The organism is Methylosarcina fibrata AML-C10 (assembly GCF_000372865.1).
GTDB classification, from domain to species: Bacteria; Pseudomonadota; Gammaproteobacteria; order Methylococcales; family Methylomonadaceae; genus Methylosarcina; species Methylosarcina fibrata.
Genome location: NZ_KB889965.1, coordinates 4,797,866 through 4,817,678 on the forward strand (window position 1 = coordinate 4,797,866; position 19,813 = coordinate 4,817,678).

The following is a 19,813-nucleotide window of genomic DNA, read 5'->3' on the forward strand; positions in this document are numbered from 1 at the left end:
GTCTATCCTTCGGGATCAATGTTGAATACGTTTTAATAATCCAATTTGGAGCGAAATAATGTCCTGGAATGAACCTGGCGGCGACAATAAAGACCCCTGGAGCGGTCGCGGCGACCAGAAAGGTCCCCCTGATCTTGATCAGGCAATTCGATCATTGCAAGAAAAATTAGGCAGAATTTTTGGCGGTGGCGGCAGCAGCGGCGGTGAAAGACCAGGCGGCGGTTCGGTAAAAAGTCTGGGTTACATTATCGCGGCAGTTTTGTTTTTGTGGGCCTTAAGCGGATTCTATATCGTCGATGAAGGTAATCACGGCGTGGAAACCCGGTTCGGAAAATATCTCGACACGACCCAGGCGGGTCTGAACTGGCACCTGCCTGCGCCCATCGAACGGGTCGACATCGTCAACGTCAAGCAGAACAGGACGATCGACGTCGGCTTTCAAAGTTTCGGGGACGCGGCCTCCCGGTCGGAGCCAAAAGAAGCGCTGATGCTGACCAAGGACGAAAATTACGTCGACGTCCGCCTGGTGGTTCAGTATCAGGTCAAAGACGCCAAGGATTTTCTTTTCAATGTCGTGGATCCTGCCAAAACCTTGAAGCAGGTGACCGAAAGCGCCGAGCGCGGCGTCATCGGCAGCAGCAATATGGATTTCGTTTTGACCGAGGGCCGGGCCGAAATCGTGACCCAGATTAAAAAAGAGATTCAGACGATCATGGACAGTTATGAATCCGGCATTCAGGTGACTACGGTCAATCTTCGGGATGCGCAACCGCCCGAGCAGGTGCAAAACGCGTTTGAAGACGTCATCAAAGCCCGGGAGGACGAGCAGCGCCTGATCAATGAAGCCGAAGCCTATGCGAATGACGTGGTGCCGAAAGCCCGCGGTGCCGCCGCAAGAAAATTGCAGGAAGCCGAAGGTTATAAAGAGCAGGTAATCGCGCAGGCGGAAGGCGAGACCAATCGTTTTTCGAAATTGCTTGCCGAATATTCCAAAGCGCCCGAAGTTACCCGAAAGAGGCTGTATCTCGAATCGATGGAATCGGTTTTAGCCGGAGCCAACACGGTACTGGTCGACGTGAAGGGCAGCAACAATTTACTGTATTTGCCGCTGGATAAAATGGTTCAGCATTTGCCTCCGGTCGAGCCGCCGGCGCCTCCCCAGGCGGCTGCAGCTCAACCCGAGACGGAAGTTGAAGAACAGCCTCCTGTCCGTACGACAACCCGGGGCAGAGAAGCAAGGGGACGCCGATGACACAGAATAAAATATTAGTAGGTTTAGGCGCATTATTGTTAGTGATCATGATGAGCGTCTTTACCGTCACTGAAACGGAAAGAGCCATTAAATTCCGTCTGGGCGAAATTGTAAAATTCGATTACGAGCCCGGTCTGCATTTCAAGATTCCGTTTATCAACAACGTAAAAAAATTCGATTCACGGGTGCAAACGATGGTTTCGCGGCCCGAAGGATTTTTAACCGCGGAAAAGAAGAACGTGATCGTCGATTCCTTCGTGAAATGGCGTATCGGCGACGTTACCACATTTTATACGGTTGTCGCAGGGGATATAGACCAGGCCAATTTAATTCTGGATCCGATCATTAAAGACGCGTTTCGCAGCGAGTTCGGCAAGCGCAACATCAAGCAACTGGTGTCGACCGACCGCAGGGCGATACGGGATATCCTGATAAAAAACACCAAGCCTCTCGCGGCCGAAAAGGGGATGGAAATCATCGATATTCAGGTTATGCGCATCGATCTGCCGCCCGAAGTCAGCACTTCGGTATTCCGCAGGATGGAAGCCGAGCGCGACCGGGTGGCTCGTGAATTCCGCTCTCAAGGCGCGGAAGCGGCGGAAAAAATTCGCGCGGACGCCGACAGGCAGCGCGTGGTCACGTTGGCCAATGCTTTCAAGGAGGCCGAACGGCTGCGCGGCGAAGGCGATGCCAAATCCGCCGAGATTTACGCCAATGCTTACGGGGCGGATCCTGAGTTCTTCACTTTTTATCGCAGCCTGAATGCCTATAAGAAGACTTTTTCGAATTCCAATACCTTGGTGCTGGATCCGCAGTCGGATTTCTTTAGGTACTTCGAACAGCAAAAGTAGAGGGAACAGGCCGGCGCGACCGGCGGAGGAAATCGAAAGGTGCCGGATGGCGCCGATCCCGAACCCAAATAAAAATCCGAAACGCTCCGCTCGTGCGGGGCGTTTTGTTTGAGCAGACTTACGACATGCAACAAAAAAACTCCTGGCTACTGCCCGACGGCATCGAAGAAATATTGCCCGAAGAAGCCAAACATCTTGAAAATCTACGGCGCAGGCTGCTGGACATGTTCGCTTGCTGGGGATATGAGCTGGTCATCCCGCCGTTCATCGATTTTCTGGACTCCTTACTGACAGGGTCCGGGCACGACCTGGAATTGCAGACTTTCAAGCTGACCGACCAATTGAGCGGACAGCTCCTCGGGATTCGAGCGGACATGACCCCGCAGGTCGCCCGAATCGATGCGCATAACCTGAAACAGGAATGGCCGACCCGGTTGTGCTACGTCGGGACCATTCTGCATACCCGCGGCGATCCGCTGGAAAAAACCCGAAGCCCGATGCAAATCGGAGCGGAACTATACGGGCACGCGGGACGGGAAAGCGACGTCGAAGTCATCTGTTTAATGCTGGAAATGCTGGCCTTGACCGGCCTGCAGAACGTGCATCTCGATCTGGGCCATGTCGGCATTTATCGGGCCTTGTCGAGGCAGGCGGGATTCAGTCCGGTTCAGGAAAGCGCCTTGTTCGACGTCTTGCAGCGAAAAGCCCGGCCGGAACTTCAAGAGCTCATGGAGGAATACACCCTCGAGGACGGACTCAAGGCCATGTTTCTGAAATTGCCGCAATTGAACGGCGGATTTGAAGTGATCGAAAAAGCCCGGACCGCGCTGCAGGGCGCCAGTGACGAGCTCAAACGGGCTTTGGCCGATCTGGAAGCGATTGCCCAACAATTGACGGCGCGCTTCCCCGGCCTGCCGATCAGCTTCGATCTGGCCGAACTGCGCGGCTACCATTATCATACCGGCGCGGTATTTTCGGCTTTCGTGCCGTCCGTGGGCAGAGAAATTGCTAGAGGCGGACGCTATGACAACATCGGCGCCGTCTTCGGACGGGCGCGTCCGGCCACGGGTTTTAGCGCGGACCTGAAATTATTGTCGACCCTGGAGAGACAAAGCGCCCTCGAGCAGCCGCCCGTGCGCATCTTCGCCCCTTATCGGGACGACTCTGTTTTAAATGAAAAAATCAGGGACTTACGAGCTCAGGGCCTGACGGTTGTTCAGCAATTGCCGGGACAAGCCGGCACTGCCCGGGAACTGGGCTGCACGTCGATCTTGGAACAAGACCACCACAATTGGTTCGTAAGAACCTTAGATTAAGTTTGGAATGATTATGGGAAAAAATGTTGTTGTCATCGGTACACAGTGGGGTGACGAAGGGAAGGGTAAGCTGGTCGATCTGTTGACGGATCAGGCGGAAGCGGTCGTTCGTTTTCAAGGTGGTCACAATGCCGGACATACCTTGGTTTTGCGCGGAGAAAAAACCGTTTTACATCTGATTCCTTCCGGCATATTGAGAGAAAATGTACGGTGCATGATCGGCAACGGCGTCGTGCTGTCGCTGAACGCCTTGCTGGAAGAAATCGAGGTTCTTGAAAAAGCCGGTCTCTCGGTCAGAAACCGGTTGCTGATCAGTGAAGCCTGCACGTTGATCCTGCCGGTCCATGTCGCCATCGACCGCGCCCGGGAAAAGGCCCGCGGCAATAAAGCCATCGGCACTACCGGCCGCGGCATCGGTCCGGCTTATGAAGACAAGGCGGGAAGGCGGGGGCTCCGGGCGGGGGATTTGCTCAATTCCGCGACGTTCGCCGAAAAGCTGAAGGAATTGCTGGATTATCATAATTTCATGCTGGTCCACTACTATAAAACCGATGCCGTCGATTATCAGCAGACGCTGGACGAAGCGCTGAGGCTGGGCGAGCAGATCAAGCCCATGCTGACCGACGTGAGCGAGGTTTTATATGATTATCAAGCCCAGGGAAAAAATCTGTTGTTCGAAGGGGCGCAGGGCGCTTTGCTGGACATCGATCACGGCACTTTTCCGTATGTCACCTCGTCCAGCACGACCGCCGGCGGCGCGTCGACCGGCTCCGGTGTGGGGCCGCTCGATCTGGATTATGTTCTGGGTATTACCAAGGCGTACTCGACCCGAGTCGGCAACGGTCCCTTTCCTACCGAACTGCACGACCAGTACGGCGAGCATCTGGGCACCGTCGGCCATGAGTTCGGCGCGACTACCGGCCGAAAACGCCGTACCGGCTGGTTCGACGCGGTGGCCATGCGCAAGTCGGCGAAGCTGAACAGTCTCAGCGGCATTTGTTTGACCAAACTGGACGTTCTGGATGGCCTCGACAAGGTCGGTATTTGCACCTCTTACCGGTTGAACGGATGCATGACCGATATAGCGCCGTTGGGGGCCGATCAATATCAGGAATGCCATGCCGTGATTGAAGAGATGCCGGGCTGGTCGGGTACCACGGCCGGCATTACCGATTTCAATGCGCTGCCGGAAAATGCCAGAGCCTATATTAAAAGGATTGAGGAGCTGGTGGGCGTCAAGATCGCCATCCTGTCCACGGGACCGGATCGGGAAGAGACCATTATTCTGGAACACCCGTTTGCCTAGATAGAAGACCGAGGCATTTGCCCGCTCGCACCGGGCGGGCAATCCGAGGTTAGTCTACAGTTTTTAATCGACGGTTCTCGGGTTCTCGGGTTTTCGGAATCAAATAATCATAAACCAGACAGAAAACCGGTCTCGAAAGCAGGGCGCAAATCCTTGCTCTTACGAAAAAAGGCCAGCCGCCTTTATCGCCAATCTTTCCGAAAGGCAAAAAGAGATTTTTATGAACCCGTCCAGGATCGGAGCCGGCCAAGCCGGTGTCCGCTCTTCGGATTGATTCTCGCGATTGCCTTGTCGGAAAGCCCGAGCCTCTTTTAGGAATCCATGCCTGCTTAGCCCTACCGTCCGCCCATTCTTCGCCGAGAGAGACGGGATTACAAAAAAATCAAAATTCATCCGCATCGATGAACCTTTTCATGGAATGATGCAATTAAGTTAATAAGTATTCTGAAAGTATCGTTGATTCCCAGGCGATCGGCAGAGCTTAACGATTTAATTCATTTCAAGAGGAGCAAAAATGAAATCATTTAAACATAAAGAACTGGCTTTTTTATTGGTAGGCACTCTAGCGGCATCAGTGCCCGCTTTAGCCCAAAACGGTATCGATAATGCGGTGACCAGCAGCTCAAGCGACGATTCTACATCCGGCACGTCGGGTACATCCGGTACTTCAGGTACATCGGGTACATCGGGTACATCGGGTACATCGGGTACATCGGGTACATCGGGTACATCGGGTACGTCGGGTACGTCGGGTACTTCAGGCACATCGGGTACGTCGGGTACTTCAGGCACGTCCGGTGCTGTGACCAATTCGTGCAATGCAACCGGAACAAGCAAAAATTGTATTTTTTCAACCAGTGTTTCATCCCCGGTGGTTAAGGGATCGTTCAAAAAGATTTATAAACGAAATGGCGAGAAACAGGATTTGAAAGTCAAGATCAGGCTCGGCAAGGAAGGCGATCTGGTGACCAAGGAAAATTTTGACAACGATGTCGGCGTGTTAAAAGCCGTTTTCCCGGGCGGTGAGGTTTGCGAGTTCGATAGCGCCGGCCAATCGCGCAAATTTTTCAATTACACGCTGAACGTTCGGGTCCGGAAAGGGAATTACCAGGAAATTAAAGGCTTCTGTTCGCCGTCGCAGATACCTTCCATTACGAGCGGAGACGTCGTCATCGAATTTGACGCAGACGACGATGATCTGACCCCAAATACCGAAGTCGTCCGGGTCGCATTGTAATTAGAGAGCGATATTCTCGACGGCTTCCCGTGCAGGAGTAGATTACCTGCATGGGAAGCCGTTTTTTTTGAGCGGATTTCTTGATCGGGAATTATAAAAACGGCGAGATGGCTTCGATGACCTGGCGCCCGCTGATCTGCCGGGTGCATTCGAACATCCGGGACGTATTCTTGTGATCCGGACACCAGTTCCAGTCGCCCTGATCCAGGCGGTACCGGTTAAAACAACCGCTGCAGACTTCGCCTCTGGGAAATATCCGGAGGCACTCCTGCATTTCCGTATAAGGATAGGAAAATCCGCTGATCAGGCAGGTTCGGCAACCGGTCGCCCAGGACAGCCAGCTTAAACCGCTGCCTATGCCGATAAAGAGCCGGGCATGGTTCAGGTAATTGATCACCGTATCCAAGGAGCCTTTCGGCAGACATTTGACGTCTTTGGGCACTTTGTTTCCCATGTGCTCTTTCCCTTCATGAGAGAGCAAAACGACACGGTATCCCTTATAGCGAAGGAAGCGAATCACTTCCTCCCAGCCTTTGGGATTGTTCCAGTATTTGGCTTGCGCGGTCGCGTGGAAACCGATGCAGACATACGGTTTTTCCAGCGGACGGGGCAGCGCGACCGGTTTTAGCCGAGGTCTGGTTTCCGTATAGTCGAGGCCCAGAATATCGTATGCCGACTGACCTATCGGCTGCCGCCGGAAATCCTGAACGTTTCGGGCATAGTCGCATTCGCCGTCGTCTTGATAAAACCAGCCCAGACGATAATGCGCATAGACATCCTCGACGGTTTCGCCGGGTTCTACAAATTCGATGCCGGGATACTGATCCTTAAATAAACCGTTAAAAAAGGTGGAACAGACGACCCGGCAATTCCATCGTTCGCCGAATTGCTCCACCGCCGGCAGCCAGGCCAGAGTGTCTCCCAGCGCACTGGATTCCATGGAAATATAAACCCGCCGGCCGCCGTTGTCGTAGTCGTGCTGGAGCAGCAGCCGATGAGACGGTTGGTCAAAAACGCGGATGCGCCAGCGAATGAAATAACGGTGCGGAGTGCGCACCCATTGATTGGCCGAGATTTCCGAGCGCAAGGCCAGCTCTGGATCGTCCAGGCTGGTCATTTCAACGATAAAGGCATCCTGGGTATCGCCTTTAATTTCCAGATAGGCGCCGTCGATAAAGTTGCATAAAAATTCGGGAAGTTGAGTCAATGGCATGTTCCTGTGTCAAATGGTGTTGTCTGTTGGGTCGTGGGTTTCGGCAGAAATTAAATTCTTTGTATCAAAATAATGCCGCTATAGTAATTAATAGGGAATAGGGCTGCGGCCGTTTTCTACCGGGAGCAAGGAATAATTTTCAAGAGTCGGGTTGAGCACGGCAATCACCATTAGTCTGGATTGTTCGAATAAACCAAAACGTTCAGAAATTTAACCGATGTACAGAGATTTTTCTTCAATTAATGGCCGAACTTTCGATTTGCTCGTCTGCGGAGGCGGGATTTACGGCGCGTGGACCGCTTACGATGCCGCTTTGCGAGGCTTGTCCGTTGCCGTGGTCGATCAGGGAGACTGGGCCGGCGCCACCTCTTCGGCCTCCAGTAAGTTGATACACGGAGGGCTGCGGTATCTGGAATCGTTCGATTTCAAACTGGTCCGTAAAGCATTGGCCGAACGAGAAATGTTGCTGCACGCTGCCGCGCACCGAATCTGGCCTTTGCGTTTCGGATTGCCGGTGTATCGAGACGGCCGCTTCGGATCGCTGCGGTTAAGGATCGGCCTTTCTCTTTACGACTGGCTGGCCGGGGCGATTCCTGCCGAGAGAAAATTTCATCGCTATTCGGCCGCCGAGTTTGCCGGACGCTTTCCGTTTTTAAATTCTGCAAAATTGATTGCAGGCTACAGCTATTTCGACGCCCAGACCGACGATGCCCGCCTGGTCCTCGAATTGATCGACGGCGCGCGAAACAACGGCGCCGTTTGTCTGAATTACTGCAAAGTCTCCGGGTTCACGGAAAGCAACGGCAGGATAAACGGAGCCTGTATTCGGGACCAGGTGACGGGCGAAACGGGAAATCTTTCCGCCGCCCGGATCGTGAATGCTGCCGGTCAGTGGTCGGGTTCGGTGCAAAATGAAAATCCCGGCTATCGGCTGTCCAAAGGTGTTCACCTGATTCTGCCGGATCTGGGTGAACGCGAGGCGCTTTTGTTGACGGCCCAATCGGACGGGCGGGTGTTTTTTCTCATGCCCTGGTACGGACGTACTCTGGTCGGGACCACCGACAGTAATTACCAGGGAGACATTGAAAGAATCAACGTCGAGCCCGAAGAAAGAGAGTATCTGCTGAACGAAGTCAACCGCGTCGTTAAAGGCGCGCCCTGGAAAGAGCAGGACGTCCTCGGCGAATACGCCGGTTTGCGCGTATTGAAAATGAGCGCGAAAGCATCGCCTTCCTCGATCAGCCGTGATTGGGAACTGAAAACTTCCCGCAACGGGGTATTGACGTCGATCGGAGGTAAGTTGACCTCCGCCCGGGCCGATGCCGAAAGCATCGTCGACCGGGTCTGCGCTCATTTGGGCAAGGTCCGGCCCGGTTCCACTTTCGGCAAGCCCTTTCCCTGGCGGCCCGAAGGGGATTATCAACTCTGGGTTCGGCAGCAGTGGTCGACGGCGCTCCGACTGGGCATCGACGGAGACAGCGCCGGCTGGCTGCTGCGTCGCCACGGCAACAGGGTGGAGGAAATTTTCCGTCTTTGCAGCCAACAATCGCCTTTAACCGAAAGGATCCTGCCGGACGTTCCTTTTATTCTGGCCGATCTGATTTTTTGCGCGCGCCGCGAAATGGTCGTTCATCTGGAAGATCTGCTGCGGCGGAGAATCCCTTTGCTGATTTTAACGAAAATGACCCCGGCGCAATTGCAGCGATTGGCGGGACTGGCCGCCAGGGAACTGAATTGGAGCAGCGAGAGAGAGTCTGCCGAGTACTCTTCCTGTAAGCGGAAATGGCTCGATGAATAAAGGATGTTTATTCTTAAAGGCTAACGCTAAGAATTGAGATACAATATCCGGCGAGTGAGCAAACTGACCACGATTTTTTGTGGCGCTGTCCGAAAAGTGGCGAACCGAACCCCTTTCCTTCTCCGTCCATTGTTTTCTTCGGCATCCGACTTACAGGGCTTACAGCTCTGAAACAAGCGTTTGCCCGGATTTTTTATTGAGAAATTCTTCTGTTTTAGAATGCGTGTTTGTCTGGCATATGTCATCGTGATCCTGCTGTGGTCGACGACCCCGCTAGCGATCAAGTGGAGCGGCGAAGGCCCCGGCTTTCTTTTTGGAGCGACGGCCCGCATGGTGATCGGGGCGGGCGGTATCTTGCTAGCTTTGGCCGGCAGCCGAAAGCGCCTGCCCTGGCACAAAAGCGCGCTGATGACCTATCTGGCGGTGGCCCTGCAAATTTATGGTTCCATGATGACTGTTTACTGGGGAGCTCAATTTATCCCGTCCGGTTGGATTTCGGTGTTATTCGGGCTGACTCCCCTGATGACGGCTTTGCTGGCAGTTTACTGTCTGGGGGAGCGCAATCTTTCGTTGGGCAGGTTTTTGGCTTATTTCTTCGGCATCGCCGGTCTGGGAGTGATGTTCGGTTCGGCTTTGCAGTCAGGCCGCAACGCCGTTATGGGCATAACGGCGGTGATTATCGCAGCGCTGCTGCAATCCTTGAGCGCGGTCTGGATCAAATACATTAATGCCGGGTTGCCGGCCCTGGTTCAGGTCGCCGGAGGTCTTCTGTTTGCCCTGCCGGCTTATCTTCTGACCTGGGCCGTTGCGGACGGACACTGGCCCATCCTTTTGCCGCCGATCAGCGTCGCTTCGATCCTTTATCTTGGAATCGTTGCGACAACCTTCGGCTTTGTGCTTTATTACTATCTGTTGACCCGCCTGGAGGCGACGCAAGTCGCGTTGATTACTCTGGTGTCGCCGGTACTGGCTCTTCTGCTGGGCCGGACGGTCAATCAGGAACCATTGACCTTCCGGGTACTGGCCGGAAGTTTATTGATATTGTCCGCACTCGTCCTGCATGAATATTTTGACCGAGTCGTCGGTTTAAAAAGAGTAGTAAGCAACGGCAAATCGCGGCACTGATCAGAACTGTACCGGTTTGCCAATGCCTCTTGCGCGGACGGGAACCAAGACCCGACACGGACCTTTTTTCAAACTCGGGCGGAATCGGCAAAATCGGGCCGGTCTCGTGATTTAACTGTTTGTAAATAAGGTTTTTTCTGAGAAATCGATCCGGAAACTGCTTATGGAAAGCCGGCTCTCGGAAACGGCTTGGCAGAAAATAGCGGAGACTAACAGATACTGTTAGTGAAAATGTTTTGCTCAATGGATATTTTTAGTGCTAAGATGAGTTTCGCAATAAAGTTTGAGCCCGCTTTATTTAAGCCGGGGTTTGTAAAGCCGACTTCCATCGGCGAGTATTTTTATAATAAAAGAGTGTGATATGTCAGAACAAGTCGTAGGTACCGTTAAGTGGTTCAATGATGAAAAAGGGTTTGGATTTATTGAACAGGAAGGTGGCAAGGATGTTTTTGTGCACCATAGTGCGATTAACGGAACCGGTCGCAAAACCTTGCGTGAAGGTCAAAAGGTTACCATGCAGGTGACTCAGGGCCAGAAAGGGCTGCAGGCAGAAAATGTAACTCCGGCAAAATAAATTCAGAATTGAATTGCAATCGAGCCTGAGAGTGAAGAGCTTTCAGGTTCGATTCCTTTTTCAAGCTGGGATTGCTTTATTTTCTCATTGTTCGTTCGACCCGAATTAGGGGCGTTCTGCGAGCCATGACACGAACGACAATAGCCCGGTCACAAGGTGGCGGCAACGGAAATTCCGTTGGGGTTGATCTTCAAGCGCCGTTCATTCAGAAATTTATCGAATGACCTAATGAGGCGCTCGGTTATCCTTGATTTTAAGGGGCGTGCTTCGGGCTCGTTAATTCTTTTCTAATACATCTTCTGTTTAAGTGCTTGACGACGCTTTCGAGTGAAGCCGATTTTCCGGTTTAACTTCCCGAGGCAGAGTGGAACAGCATTTCTTTGGCATGGGCCAGGGTATTGGCGGTGATATGGACGCCTCCCAGCATTCTTGCGATTTCTTCGACTCGCTCCTCGCCGTTCAATTTCCGTACATTGGAAGAAGTGATGTCGGTCTTGTGATTTTTTTCCACGTAAAGATGATGATGAGCCTGTGATGCGACCTGAGGCAGATGGGTGACGCACATGACTTGCCGGTTACGGCTCAAACTTCTCAGTTTTTGTCCGACGATTTCGGCGATGCCGCCGCCGATGCCGGAATCGACCTCATCGAAAATCATCGTCGGCGTGGTCTTATCGCTCGACGTGGTGACTTGAATGGCCAGGCTGATGCGCGACAGCTCGCCGCCTGAGGCCACTTTGGCCAGCGGTTTGGCGGGCAGTCCGGGATTGGCGCTGACCAGGAATTCGATTTTATCCGTTCCGTACGGCTTCGGTTCTTCTCCCGGCAGCGGCGAAACAGTCACGAGAAATTCGCCTTGCGGCATGCCCAGCTCTTTGATCATTGAAGAAATCTGATGTTCTAGTTTTCCTGCCGCTTCCTTGCGTTTTTCCGACAATTGCCCGGCCAGTTGCCGGTATTCGGTCAGCAAGGTCTTCGTCGCGGTTTCCAGAGCCTCGATGCGTTCGCCGCTATGGCTGATGCCGTCAAGCTCGTCTTCGAGTTTTTCGAGCCATTGAGGCAATTCTTCCGGGGCAATATGGTGTTTCCGGCTGAGGTTTTGAATGACGCCGATCTGATTTTCCAGCGTTTCCATGCGTTCCGGGTCGGCTTCCTGCGCTTCCAGAAAGCGCCGCAATTGCAGCGAAGCCTCTTCGATCTGGATTTGGGCTTCGGAAAGCAGCGAACAGATCTCCGTCAGTTCCGGCGCAAAGCGGGCAATGGAGTTCAGTTCACCGACGCTGTGGTTGAGCATCCGTAGCAGAGACTGTTGGTCGTTTTCATAAAGAAGATCGATCTGGCGCTGTCCCGTGCTCAGGATCTGTTCCAGATGCGCCCTCTTGCTGTGCTCCTCCAACAGCGCAGGATAATTGAAGTTGGCCAGATCGAGCTGCTTTAGTTCCTCGATCTGATACTTCAGCAGTTCTTCGCGCTCGGTTCGATCGGCGGCCGCCTTTTTCAGGGAGGCGAGTTCACGATGGGCTTGCTGCCATTGCCGGCAGCAGTCGTTCAGGTTATCCAGCAGCGGCTGGCTTTTTGCAAAGGCATCGAGAAGCCGACGCTGTTCTTCGGCATGAAGAAGGGTCAAATGCGCATGCTGACCGTGAATTTCGACCAGCTTTTCGCTCAATTCCTGCAACGATTGCAAGGTGACCGGGCGGTTGTTGACATAGGCCCTGGAGCGGCCGTCCTCGCTGACGATGCGCCGGATCAGACAGGCCTGCCCGTCGTCCAGGTCGTTTTCTTTAAGCCACTCATGCGCTTGCGGCGCATCGGACAGGTCGAATTCCAGATTGATTTCGGCGCGTTTGCAGTTGGGGCGGACATAGCCCGAATCGGCCCGGTCGCCCAGCGCCAGCCCCAGCGCGGTCAATAAAATGGATTTGCCGGCGCCGGTTTCGCCGGTAAGCACCGACATCCCTTGTTCGAGGTCGAGATCGAGGGACTTGACGACCGCCAGATCGATAATATTAAGATTCAATAGCATGGGGATCGGTTAACCGCTGCTCCAGTTCAACTTTTTCCTGAGGATTTGAAAGAAATCATGATCTTCCGGATGTAAAATTCTAATCGGTTTCGGCTCTTTTTTAATTAAAATTTTATCGCTGATTAAAACTTCCGGAATCTCGATGTGATCGCAAGTGACCAAGGCGTTGATTTGCTTGGTCTGGCAGAAGCTGATTTCGATCTCGGCACTATCGTGAATCACGATGGGCCGATTCGACAGCGTATGCGGATTTAACGGCACCAGCACCAGCGCGTTCAATGACGGATATAAAATAGGTCCCCCCGCGGACAGGGCGTAGGCGGTCGATCCGGTGGGGGTTGAAATGATCAGTCCGTCGGACCGTTGCGAGTTGAGAAAAACCTGATCGATGCGGGTTACGATCTCGATCATGCTCGGCGTGACCCAGCGGTGGATGGCCACTTCGTTGACCGCTCGTTCTTCGTGTATGGTCCGGCCGTTGCGAATGATTTTGGCGCGCAGCAAATAGCGCTCTTCTTCCACGTAACGACCCTGGAGGATGGGAAAAAGTTTATCCGACAATTGATCGGGCGAGATATCGACCAGAAAACCGATTCTTCCCAGATTGATGCCGATCAGCGGGATGTCGTAAGGCGCCACGGCCCTTGCGGCCGCCAAAAAGGTACCGTCTCCTCCCACGGCAATGGCCACGTCGCAATGCCGGCCCAGATTGTCTATGGGGCATGATTGAACCGGTTGATCGACAATGAACCTGACGCTGTCTTCAACCACGATCACTCTGAACTGATGCTGTAATAGATGGCTATAAAGAAGGGATAAGGTTTCAGCAATGCTGGGGTCGCTGGGTTTGCCTATGAGGCCGATGGTTTTGAAATGAGTCCGCATTGCTGATTGACACTGATAAAAAGACTGGATTATACAAAAAATGCATGCGCTAATGAATTTGGCTGAGTTTAACCGGGAACTCCAAAATTCTCCAAAACGGATCAAAATGTCTATATTTCTCCGGAATACTTTAGTCTAAAAAGACGATATCGGGAGCGGTTGACAATAAATCATCGAGCTGATATTTTTTAGGGTTGGCACTCGTTTTGGTAGAGTGCCAAATTGACGTTTTTTAAGAGGTCGGTGTGGGAAAGAAGCATATTTTAAATGAGCGGTCCTTGCTGCTATTGAAAGCGCTGATCGAACGTTACATCTCCGACGGACAGCCTGTCGGCTCGCGCGCCTTGTCGAAAGACTCCGAGTTCAAACTCAGTCCCGCAACGATAAGGAACGTGATGTCGGATCTGGAAGATCTGGGGTTGATCCATTCGCCGCATACCTCGGCCGGCCGGGTGCCGACCGTAAGCGGCTATCGTTTGTTCGTCGACATGCTGCTGACGGTCAAACCGCTGCAATCGGAGGAGTTTCTGAGATTGTCCAAAAGCCTGACGGCAAAGGACAATCCGGCCGACGTGATCGGCACGGCCTCCCGGCTGCTTTCCGAGCTGACCCAAATGGCGGGGGTAGTGACTTTGCCCAAAAGAGAGTTGCTCTATCTGCGCCATATCGAATTTTTACCGTTGTCGAATACCCGGGTCCTGGTCATTTTTGTCACTAACGAACAGGAAGTCCATAATAAAATCATTACCACGTCCAAACTTTTTACCTCCCCGGAATTGCAGCAGGCCGCCAATTATCTGAATTCGGTTTATTCCGGGAAGAGTCTGCTGACGATTCGCGAAGCGGTCCTGAAGGAACTTCAGGACGATCGGGAACGGATGAATCAGGTCATGCTGGATGCGATAAAAATGGCCCAATTGACGTTCGAATCGAGCACCGAAAAAGAAGATTTCGTGCTGACCGGCGAAACCAATCTCATGGATTTTTCCGAGCTGTCGGATCGGGATCAACTGAGACAACTGTTTGACGCTTTCAGCCAGAAACAGGGAGTGATCCACTTGCTCGACCAATGCATGAAGGCGGAAGGCGTTCAGATTTTTATCGGAGAAGAATCCGGCTATCAGGCCTTTCATCATTGCAGCCTGGTGACTTCTTCTTACTCGGTCAGCGATGAAGTCGTCGGCGTGCTCGGCGTGATAGGGCCTACGCGCATGGCTTATGAAAAAATCATTCCTTATGTCGACGTCACGGCGAAATTGTTGGGCGCGGCCTTGAATCCGAAATCTGCGTCCCCATCATAACAACCACAACTTCATTGGGGCGCTTCAAGCGCGTGGCTAACTATTTTTAAGGAATCTGCAATAATGAGTACCGATCAGGAAATACCTGCGAACCAGGTTAACACTGAAAATCCCGAAGTAACGGAAGTTTCCGCCGCGTCGGAAGCCGCCGAGTCCGAACGGGTCGCACCGGAACCGACTCTGGAAGAATTAAAGGAACAATTGGCCCAGGCCGAGAAAAGAGCCCAGGAGAACTGGGATAAAGCGGTCAGGGCTCAGGCTGAAATGGAGAATATGAAAAGAAGGACGCAGCGGGATCTTGAAAACGCTCATAAATTTGCCCTGGAGAATTTCGCAAAAGCTTTGTTGCCGGTCATGGACAGCCTGGAACTCGGCCTGCAGGCCGCCGGCGGTGATAGCCCGGAGGTACAAAAATTCAGGGAAGGCAGCGAACTGACGATCAAACAGTTCGAATCCGTATTTGCCAAATTCAATATCGTCACGATCGATCCGATGGGACAGCCTTTCAACGCCGAGCAGCATCAGGCCATGGCAATGCAGGAAGTGGAAGGCGCCCAGCCCAATACCGTAGCCAACGTTTTTCAAAAGGGTTACATGTTGAACGGCCGTTTATTGCGTCCCGCGATGGTTCTGGTGGCAAAGGGCGCCGAAAAGCCGTCCGGTAATGCACCGATCATCGATGAGCAGGCTTGAACTCGGTGAAACAGGCCTTATATCGTAATCAACAACTTTAACCTTATACTCATATTCAAGTCTGGAGCATTCAATGGCTAAAATTATCGGAATAGATTTAGGTACGACGAACTCTTGCGTGGCGGTACTGGAAAACGGCGTCGCAAAAGTGATCGAGAACAGCGAGGGCGCGCGTACGACTCCTTCCATCATCGCCTTTACCAGTGATGACGAAGTCCTGGTCGGGCAATCGGCGAAACGTCAGGCGGTGACCAATCCAAAAAATACGCTGTTTGCGATCAAACGTTTGATCGGCCGCCGTTTTAAGGACGACGTCGTACAAAAAGACATCAAAATGGTGCCCTATAAAATTGTCGAAGCCGAAAACGGCGACGCCTGGGTTGAAGTGCACGGCAAAAAGATGGCGGCTCCGGAAATTTCCGCGCGCGTGTTGATGAAGCTGAAAAAGGACGCCGAAGCGTATCTGGGCGAAGAAGTCAAGGAAGCGGTCATTACCGTTCCGGCGTATTTCAACGATTCGCAACGTCAGGCAACCAAAGACGCGGGCCGTATCGCCGGCCTGGAAGTGAAGCGCATCATCAACGAACCGACCGCATCGGCACTGGCCTTCGGCATGGACAAACCGAAAGGCGACACTAAAATTGCGGTGTATGACCTCGGCGGCGGCACTTTCGACATCTCGATCATCGAAATCGCCGAAATCGAAGGCGAGCACCAGTTTGAAGTGCTGTCGACCAACGGCGACACCTTCCTCGGCGGTGAAGACTTCGACTTGCGCGTGATCGAATATCTGGCCTCCGAATTTAAGAAGGAAAGCGGCGTCGATCTGCATAACGATCCTTTAGCGTTACAGCGCTTGAAAGAGGCGGCCGAGAAAGCTAAGATCGAACTGTCCTCGACTCAGCAAACCGACGTGAATCTGCCGTACATCACGGCCGATGCGACCGGCCCGAAACACTTGAACGTCAAGCTGACCCGGGCGAAGCTGGAATCGTTGGTCGAGGATTTGATTCTGAAAACCAAGGGCCCATGCGAAATCGCGTTGAAAGACGCCGGCTTGAAAGCCTCCGACATTCACGACGTGATCCTGGTGGGCGGACAAACCCGCATGCCGAAAGTACAGGAAATGGTGAAAAGCATTTTCGGCAGAGAGCCGCGCAAGGACGTCAATCCCGACGAAGCGGTCGCGCTCGGCGCCGCGATTCAGGCCGGGGTTCTGGGCGGCGAAGTCAAGGACGTCTTGTTGCTCGACGTGATTCCGTTGTCTTTGGGCATCGAAACGCTGGGCGGCGTCATGACCAAGCTGATCGAGAAAAATACCACGATACCGACCAATGCGTCGCAGGTGTTCTCCACGGCGGACGATAATCAGACCGCGGTGACCGTTCACGTCCTGCAAGGCGAACGGGAAAAAGCTTCGGCTAACAAGTCTTTGGGTCGTTTCGATTTGACCGATATTCCTCCGGCACCGCGCGGCATTCCGCAAATCGAGGTATCCTTCGACATCGACGCGAACGGTATTTTGAACGTATCGGCCAAGGACAAGGCCACCGGCAAGAAGCAGTCGATCGTGATCAAGGCTTCCAGCGGCCTGTCGGAAGATGAAGTCGAGCGCATGATCAAGGACGCCGAGGCGCATGCCGACGAAGACCGCAAGCTGACCGAGCTGGTCGCGGCGCGCAACCGCGCGGACAGCATGATTCATGCGACGGAAAAATCGTTGAAGGAATTGGGCGACCAGGTGGGCGCCGAAGAAAAGGCTGCCATCGAAAAAGCCATCGAGGATCTGAAGCATGCGGTCAAAGGCGACAGCAAAGAAGACATCGAAGCGAAAACCAATGAATTGACCGAGTTGTCGGGCAAGCTCGCCGAACGGGTTTATGCGCAAAAATCGGCCGCCGAAGGTGCCGGCGAAACCGAAGATGCCAAGCATTCGGGCGGGCACGCCGCCGACGAAGGCGTGGTCGATGCCGAATTCGAAGAGGTAAAGGACGATCACAAAAAATAAGATGAAAGCATGCCGCGCCCGAACCGGCGCGGTTTTTGACAACCCCGCGTGACGGCGGCATCTCCCGTGGATTCCCGGGAGCGGACTCAATATGGCGAAAGAAGATTATTACAAGCTTCTCGGCGTGGACAGAAACGCCAGTGATGCAGAAATCAAAAAAAGCTATCGCAGTAAAGCGATGAAATATCATCCGGATCGGAACAAGGACAATCCGGAAGAAGCTGAAGCCAAATTCAAGCAGATCAAAGAAGCCTACGAAGTATTATCGGATCCCAGAAAACGCGCAGCCTACGACCAGTTCGGCCACGCCGGCGTCGACGCCTCGATGGACGGAGGACACCACGGCGGCTTCGGCGCGGAAAGCTTCAGCGACATTTTCGGGGATGTTTTCGGCGACATATTCGGCGGCGGCAGACGCAGCAGCGTTCAGCGCGGCTCCGATTTGCGCTACAACCTGGAATTGTCTCTCGAAGAAGCGGTGGCCGGGACCGAGGCGAAAATTCGCGTGCCGGTCTTGGTGGCTTGCGGCGAATGCGCCGGCAGCGGCGCCAAAAAAGGCACCAGCCCGGTGGTGTGTTCGACCTGTCACGGTCATGGCCAGGTCCGGATGCAGCAGGGTTTCTTTTCCGTGCAGCAGACCTGTCCGACCTGCCGGGGCAGCGGCAAGCAGATCAAGGATCCCTGCGGTAAATGTTACGGCCAGGGGCGGGTCCAGGAAACCAAGACGCTTTCGGCGAAAATTCCCGCCGGCGTCGATACCGGCGACCGTATCCGTCTGGCCGGAGAAGGCGAGGCCGGGGAGAACGGAGGGCCGTCCGGCGATTTGTACGTTCAAATACAGGTCAAGGAACATCCAATCTTTACCCGGGACGGTGCCAATTTATACTGCGAAGTGCCGATCAGCTTTCCTACCGCCTGTCTCGGCGGGGAATTGCAGGTGCCCACGCTGGACGGCAAAGTCAATTTGAAGATTCCTGCGGAAACCCAGACCGGGAAAGTCTTCAGGCTCCGCGGCAAAGGCGTTAAACCGGTCAGGGGCGGAGCGGTCGGTGATCTGATGTGCCGGGTGCGTGTGGAAACTCCGGTGCATCTGACCAAAGAGCAAAAAGCTCTGATCGAGGAACTGAACGAGTCCTTGATGGGCGGCGGCAAACATCACAGTCCTCAGGAACACGGCTGGATGGACGGCGTTAAAAGTTTTTTCGATAAATTAACCGGATAATTTCATGATTCGTATCGCTGTTGCCGGAGCTTCCGGCCGGATGGGCTCCTCTTTGATCAAGGCGGCGGATATGGCGCCCAATGCCGAGCTGACGGTCGCGGTGTCGCGCCCGGAAAGCCTGGCCGTAGGCCGGGACGCCGGGGATCTGGCGGGCATCGGCCCCATTGGCGTGCACGTGACGGCGGACCTGGCCGAGGCCGCCGACCGGTTTGACGTGTTGATCGATTTTACCCGTCCCGAAATGTCCATGGCGCTTATCGACATCTGCCGGAGAAGCAGGAAAAAAATGGTGATCGGTACGACCGGCTTTAACGAGATGCAAAAATCGCACATTGCCGAGGCGGCCGGAGACATTGCGATCGTGCAGGCGCCCAACATGAGCGTCGGCGTCAATTTGTCGCTGAAACTGCTGGAAATGGCGGCCAGGGTGATGGGGGAAAACACCGACATAGAAATTATCGAAGCGCATCACCGGCACAAGATCGATGCGCCTTCCGGTACCGCCTTGCGCATGGGAGAAGTGATTGCGTCAACCCTGGGACGGGATTTAAAAGCATGTGCGGTTTACGGAAGAGAAGGCAATACCGGGGCAAGAGACAGGAACACCATCGGTTTTTCCACGATCCGGGCGGGCGATATCGTCGGCGAACACACGGTCATGTTCGCCGATGAAGGCGAGCGCCTGGAAATTACTCACAAAGCGTCCAGCCGCATGACCTTTGCCAATGGCGCGGTCAGGGCGGCATTGTGGTTGTCCGGCAAGGAATCGGGTTTATATGATATGCGGGATGTTTTGGGGTTGGCTTGAAACCCGAAAATTCCGATGTTTGATTCGACCGAGCACCTGAGCGGTCAGGCGGGTGTGGCTCTGGTTTTACTGGTTGACAGGTTTAAGGGCGGCTTATAAAGGTTAGCCTGGAAGTAATGATTGCCGGGATAAAGTGTGTCTGCAGTTTATCCGAGAATAAATTACTACCTTGAATTTGATTGGCGTCTGCGAAGACGT

The 19,813-nt window shown here is 53.6% G+C and carries 17 protein-coding genes; 13 read left to right on the forward strand and 4 right to left on the reverse strand.

All coding sequences use genetic code 11. The annotated features are described in order from the left end of the window. Positions 1-58 precede the first annotated feature (58 nt). The 4 genes from hflK (at position 59) to A3OW_RS0122800 (ending at position 4,725) form a co-directional block, all read left to right on the forward strand. The gene (gene hflK, locus A3OW_RS0122785) at positions 59-1,252 is read left to right on the forward strand and encodes an FtsH protease activity modulator HflK (RefSeq protein ID WP_020565775.1); all 1,194 of its coding nucleotides are present in this window, start codon (positions 59-61) and stop codon (positions 1,250-1,252) included. Beyond that, on the forward strand, positions 1,249-2,103 hold the full coding sequence (gene hflC, locus A3OW_RS0122790; RefSeq protein WP_026223870.1) for a protease modulator HflC: 855 nt from the start codon (positions 1,249-1,251) through the stop codon (positions 2,101-2,103). The genes hflK and hflC overlap by 4 nt, the downstream gene beginning before the upstream one ends. Before the next feature lie 104 nt (positions 2,104-2,207). Continuing rightward, positions 2,208-3,419, forward strand: coding sequence for an ATP phosphoribosyltransferase regulatory subunit (locus A3OW_RS0122795; RefSeq protein ID WP_456297481.1), 1,212 nt, complete (start codon positions 2,208-2,210; stop codon positions 3,417-3,419). Between the two features lie 13 nt (positions 3,420-3,432). Continuing rightward, positions 3,433-4,725 carry an adenylosuccinate synthase gene (locus A3OW_RS0122800; RefSeq protein ID WP_020565778.1) on the forward strand — a complete coding sequence of 431 codons (1,293 nt, stop codon included), beginning with the start codon at positions 3,433-3,435 and terminating at the stop codon, positions 4,723-4,725. Positions 4,726-5,214: 489 nt separating this feature from the next. Here the strand turns inward: A3OW_RS0122800 and A3OW_RS28755 are convergent, their stop codons facing one another. Further along, the gene (locus A3OW_RS28755) at positions 5,215-5,616 is read right to left on the reverse strand and encodes a hypothetical protein (RefSeq protein WP_157385954.1); all 402 of its coding nucleotides are present in this window, start codon (positions 5,614-5,616) and stop codon (positions 5,215-5,217) included. A 34-nt stretch (positions 5,617-5,650) separates the two neighbouring features. On the opposite strand from A3OW_RS28755, the gene A3OW_RS28760 reads away from it, so the two are divergent. Continuing rightward, complete coding sequence (locus A3OW_RS28760) at positions 5,651-5,962, forward strand: hypothetical protein (RefSeq protein ID WP_157385955.1); 312 nt, start codon at positions 5,651-5,653, stop codon at positions 5,960-5,962. 91 nt (positions 5,963-6,053) lie between these two features. Here A3OW_RS28760 and A3OW_RS25685 read toward each other — a convergent pair whose 3' ends face one another. Next, positions 6,054-7,169, reverse strand: coding sequence for an autotransporter strand-loop-strand O-heptosyltransferase (locus A3OW_RS25685; protein WP_157385956.1), 1,116 nt, complete (start codon positions 7,167-7,169; stop codon positions 6,054-6,056). Positions 7,170-7,392: 223 nt separating this feature from the next. Between A3OW_RS25685 and A3OW_RS0122820 the strand changes: the two genes are divergently transcribed. The 3 genes from A3OW_RS0122820 (at position 7,393) to A3OW_RS0122830 (ending at position 10,672) form a co-directional block, all read left to right on the forward strand. Continuing rightward, positions 7,393-8,973: a glycerol-3-phosphate dehydrogenase/oxidase gene (locus A3OW_RS0122820; protein ID WP_020565782.1), complete on the forward strand. Its 1,581-nt coding sequence runs from the start codon at positions 7,393-7,395 to the stop codon at positions 8,971-8,973. Positions 8,974-9,192: 219 nt separating this feature from the next. Further along, positions 9,193-10,098 (forward strand): DMT family transporter, encoded by a 906-nt coding sequence (locus A3OW_RS0122825; RefSeq protein ID WP_020565783.1) that lies wholly within the window; start codon positions 9,193-9,195, stop codon positions 10,096-10,098. 361 nt (positions 10,099-10,459) lie between these two features. Continuing rightward, on the forward strand, positions 10,460-10,672 hold the full coding sequence (locus A3OW_RS0122830) for a cold-shock protein (RefSeq protein ID WP_020565784.1): 213 nt from the start codon (positions 10,460-10,462) through the stop codon (positions 10,670-10,672). A gap of 346 nt (positions 10,673-11,018) precedes the next feature. On the opposite strand, the gene recN is transcribed toward A3OW_RS0122830, so the two are convergent. After that, positions 11,019-12,698 (reverse strand): DNA repair protein RecN, encoded by a 1,680-nt coding sequence (recN, locus tag A3OW_RS0122835; RefSeq protein ID WP_020565785.1) that lies wholly within the window; start codon positions 12,696-12,698, stop codon positions 11,019-11,021. A 9-nt stretch (positions 12,699-12,707) separates the two neighbouring features. Further along, on the reverse strand, positions 12,708-13,583 hold the full coding sequence (locus A3OW_RS0122840; RefSeq protein ID WP_020565786.1) for an NAD(+) kinase: 876 nt from the start codon (positions 13,581-13,583) through the stop codon (positions 12,708-12,710). A gap of 278 nt (positions 13,584-13,861) precedes the next feature. Between A3OW_RS0122840 and hrcA the strand changes: the two genes are divergently transcribed. From hrcA to dapB, 5 genes are all read left to right on the forward strand, one after another. Beyond that, entirely contained in the window at positions 13,862-14,884 is a 1,023-nt protein-coding gene (gene hrcA / locus A3OW_RS0122845) for a heat-inducible transcriptional repressor HrcA (protein WP_020565787.1), read from the forward strand. 63 nt (positions 14,885-14,947) lie between these two features. Continuing rightward, the gene (gene grpE, locus A3OW_RS0122850) at positions 14,948-15,577 is read left to right on the forward strand and encodes a nucleotide exchange factor GrpE (protein ID WP_020565788.1); all 630 of its coding nucleotides are present in this window, start codon (positions 14,948-14,950) and stop codon (positions 15,575-15,577) included. Positions 15,578-15,650: 73 nt separating this feature from the next. After that, on the forward strand, positions 15,651-17,585 hold the full coding sequence (gene dnaK / locus A3OW_RS0122855) for a molecular chaperone DnaK (RefSeq protein ID WP_026223873.1): 1,935 nt from the start codon (positions 15,651-15,653) through the stop codon (positions 17,583-17,585). Between the two features lie 91 nt (positions 17,586-17,676). After that, entirely contained in the window at positions 17,677-18,807 is a 1,131-nt protein-coding gene (dnaJ, locus tag A3OW_RS0122860; RefSeq protein WP_020565790.1) for a molecular chaperone DnaJ, read from the forward strand. 4 nt (positions 18,808-18,811) lie between these two features. Beyond that, positions 18,812-19,615: a 4-hydroxy-tetrahydrodipicolinate reductase gene (gene dapB / locus A3OW_RS0122865; protein WP_020565791.1), complete on the forward strand. Its 804-nt coding sequence runs from the start codon at positions 18,812-18,814 to the stop codon at positions 19,613-19,615. Positions 19,616-19,813: the final 198 nt, after the last annotated feature.

What these genes read in the sequence shown, in the direction of transcription:
- A3OW_RS0122820 (WP_020565782.1), top strand. Translation starts at nt 7,393, where the DNA reads ATGTACAGAGATTTTTCTTCAATTAATGGCCGAACTTTCGATTTGCTC.
- grpE (WP_020565788.1), top strand. Translation starts at nt 14,948, where the DNA reads ATGAGTACCGATCAGGAAATACCTGCGAACCAGGTTAACACTGAAAAT.
- hflC (WP_026223870.1), top strand. Translation starts at nt 1,249, where the DNA reads ATGACACAGAATAAAATATTAGTAGGTTTAGGCGCATTATTGTTAGTG.
- recN (WP_020565785.1), bottom strand. Translation starts at nt 12,698, where the DNA reads ATGCTATTGAATCTTAATATTATCGATCTGGCGGTCGTCAAGTCCCTC.
- A3OW_RS0122800 (WP_020565778.1), top strand. Translation starts at nt 3,433, where the DNA reads ATGGGAAAAAATGTTGTTGTCATCGGTACACAGTGGGGTGACGAAGGG.
- hflK (WP_020565775.1), top strand. Translation starts at nt 59, where the DNA reads ATGTCCTGGAATGAACCTGGCGGCGACAATAAAGACCCCTGGAGCGGT.
- dapB (WP_020565791.1), top strand. Translation starts at nt 18,812, where the DNA reads ATGATTCGTATCGCTGTTGCCGGAGCTTCCGGCCGGATGGGCTCCTCT.
- dnaK (WP_026223873.1), top strand. Translation starts at nt 15,651, where the DNA reads ATGGCTAAAATTATCGGAATAGATTTAGGTACGACGAACTCTTGCGTG.
- A3OW_RS0122825 (WP_020565783.1), top strand. Translation starts at nt 9,193, where the DNA reads ATGCGTGTTTGTCTGGCATATGTCATCGTGATCCTGCTGTGGTCGACG.
- A3OW_RS0122840 (WP_020565786.1), bottom strand. Translation starts at nt 13,583, where the DNA reads ATGCGGACTCATTTCAAAACCATCGGCCTCATAGGCAAACCCAGCGAC.
- A3OW_RS0122830 (WP_020565784.1), top strand. Translation starts at nt 10,460, where the DNA reads ATGTCAGAACAAGTCGTAGGTACCGTTAAGTGGTTCAATGATGAAAAA.
- dnaJ (WP_020565790.1), top strand. Translation starts at nt 17,677, where the DNA reads ATGGCGAAAGAAGATTATTACAAGCTTCTCGGCGTGGACAGAAACGCC.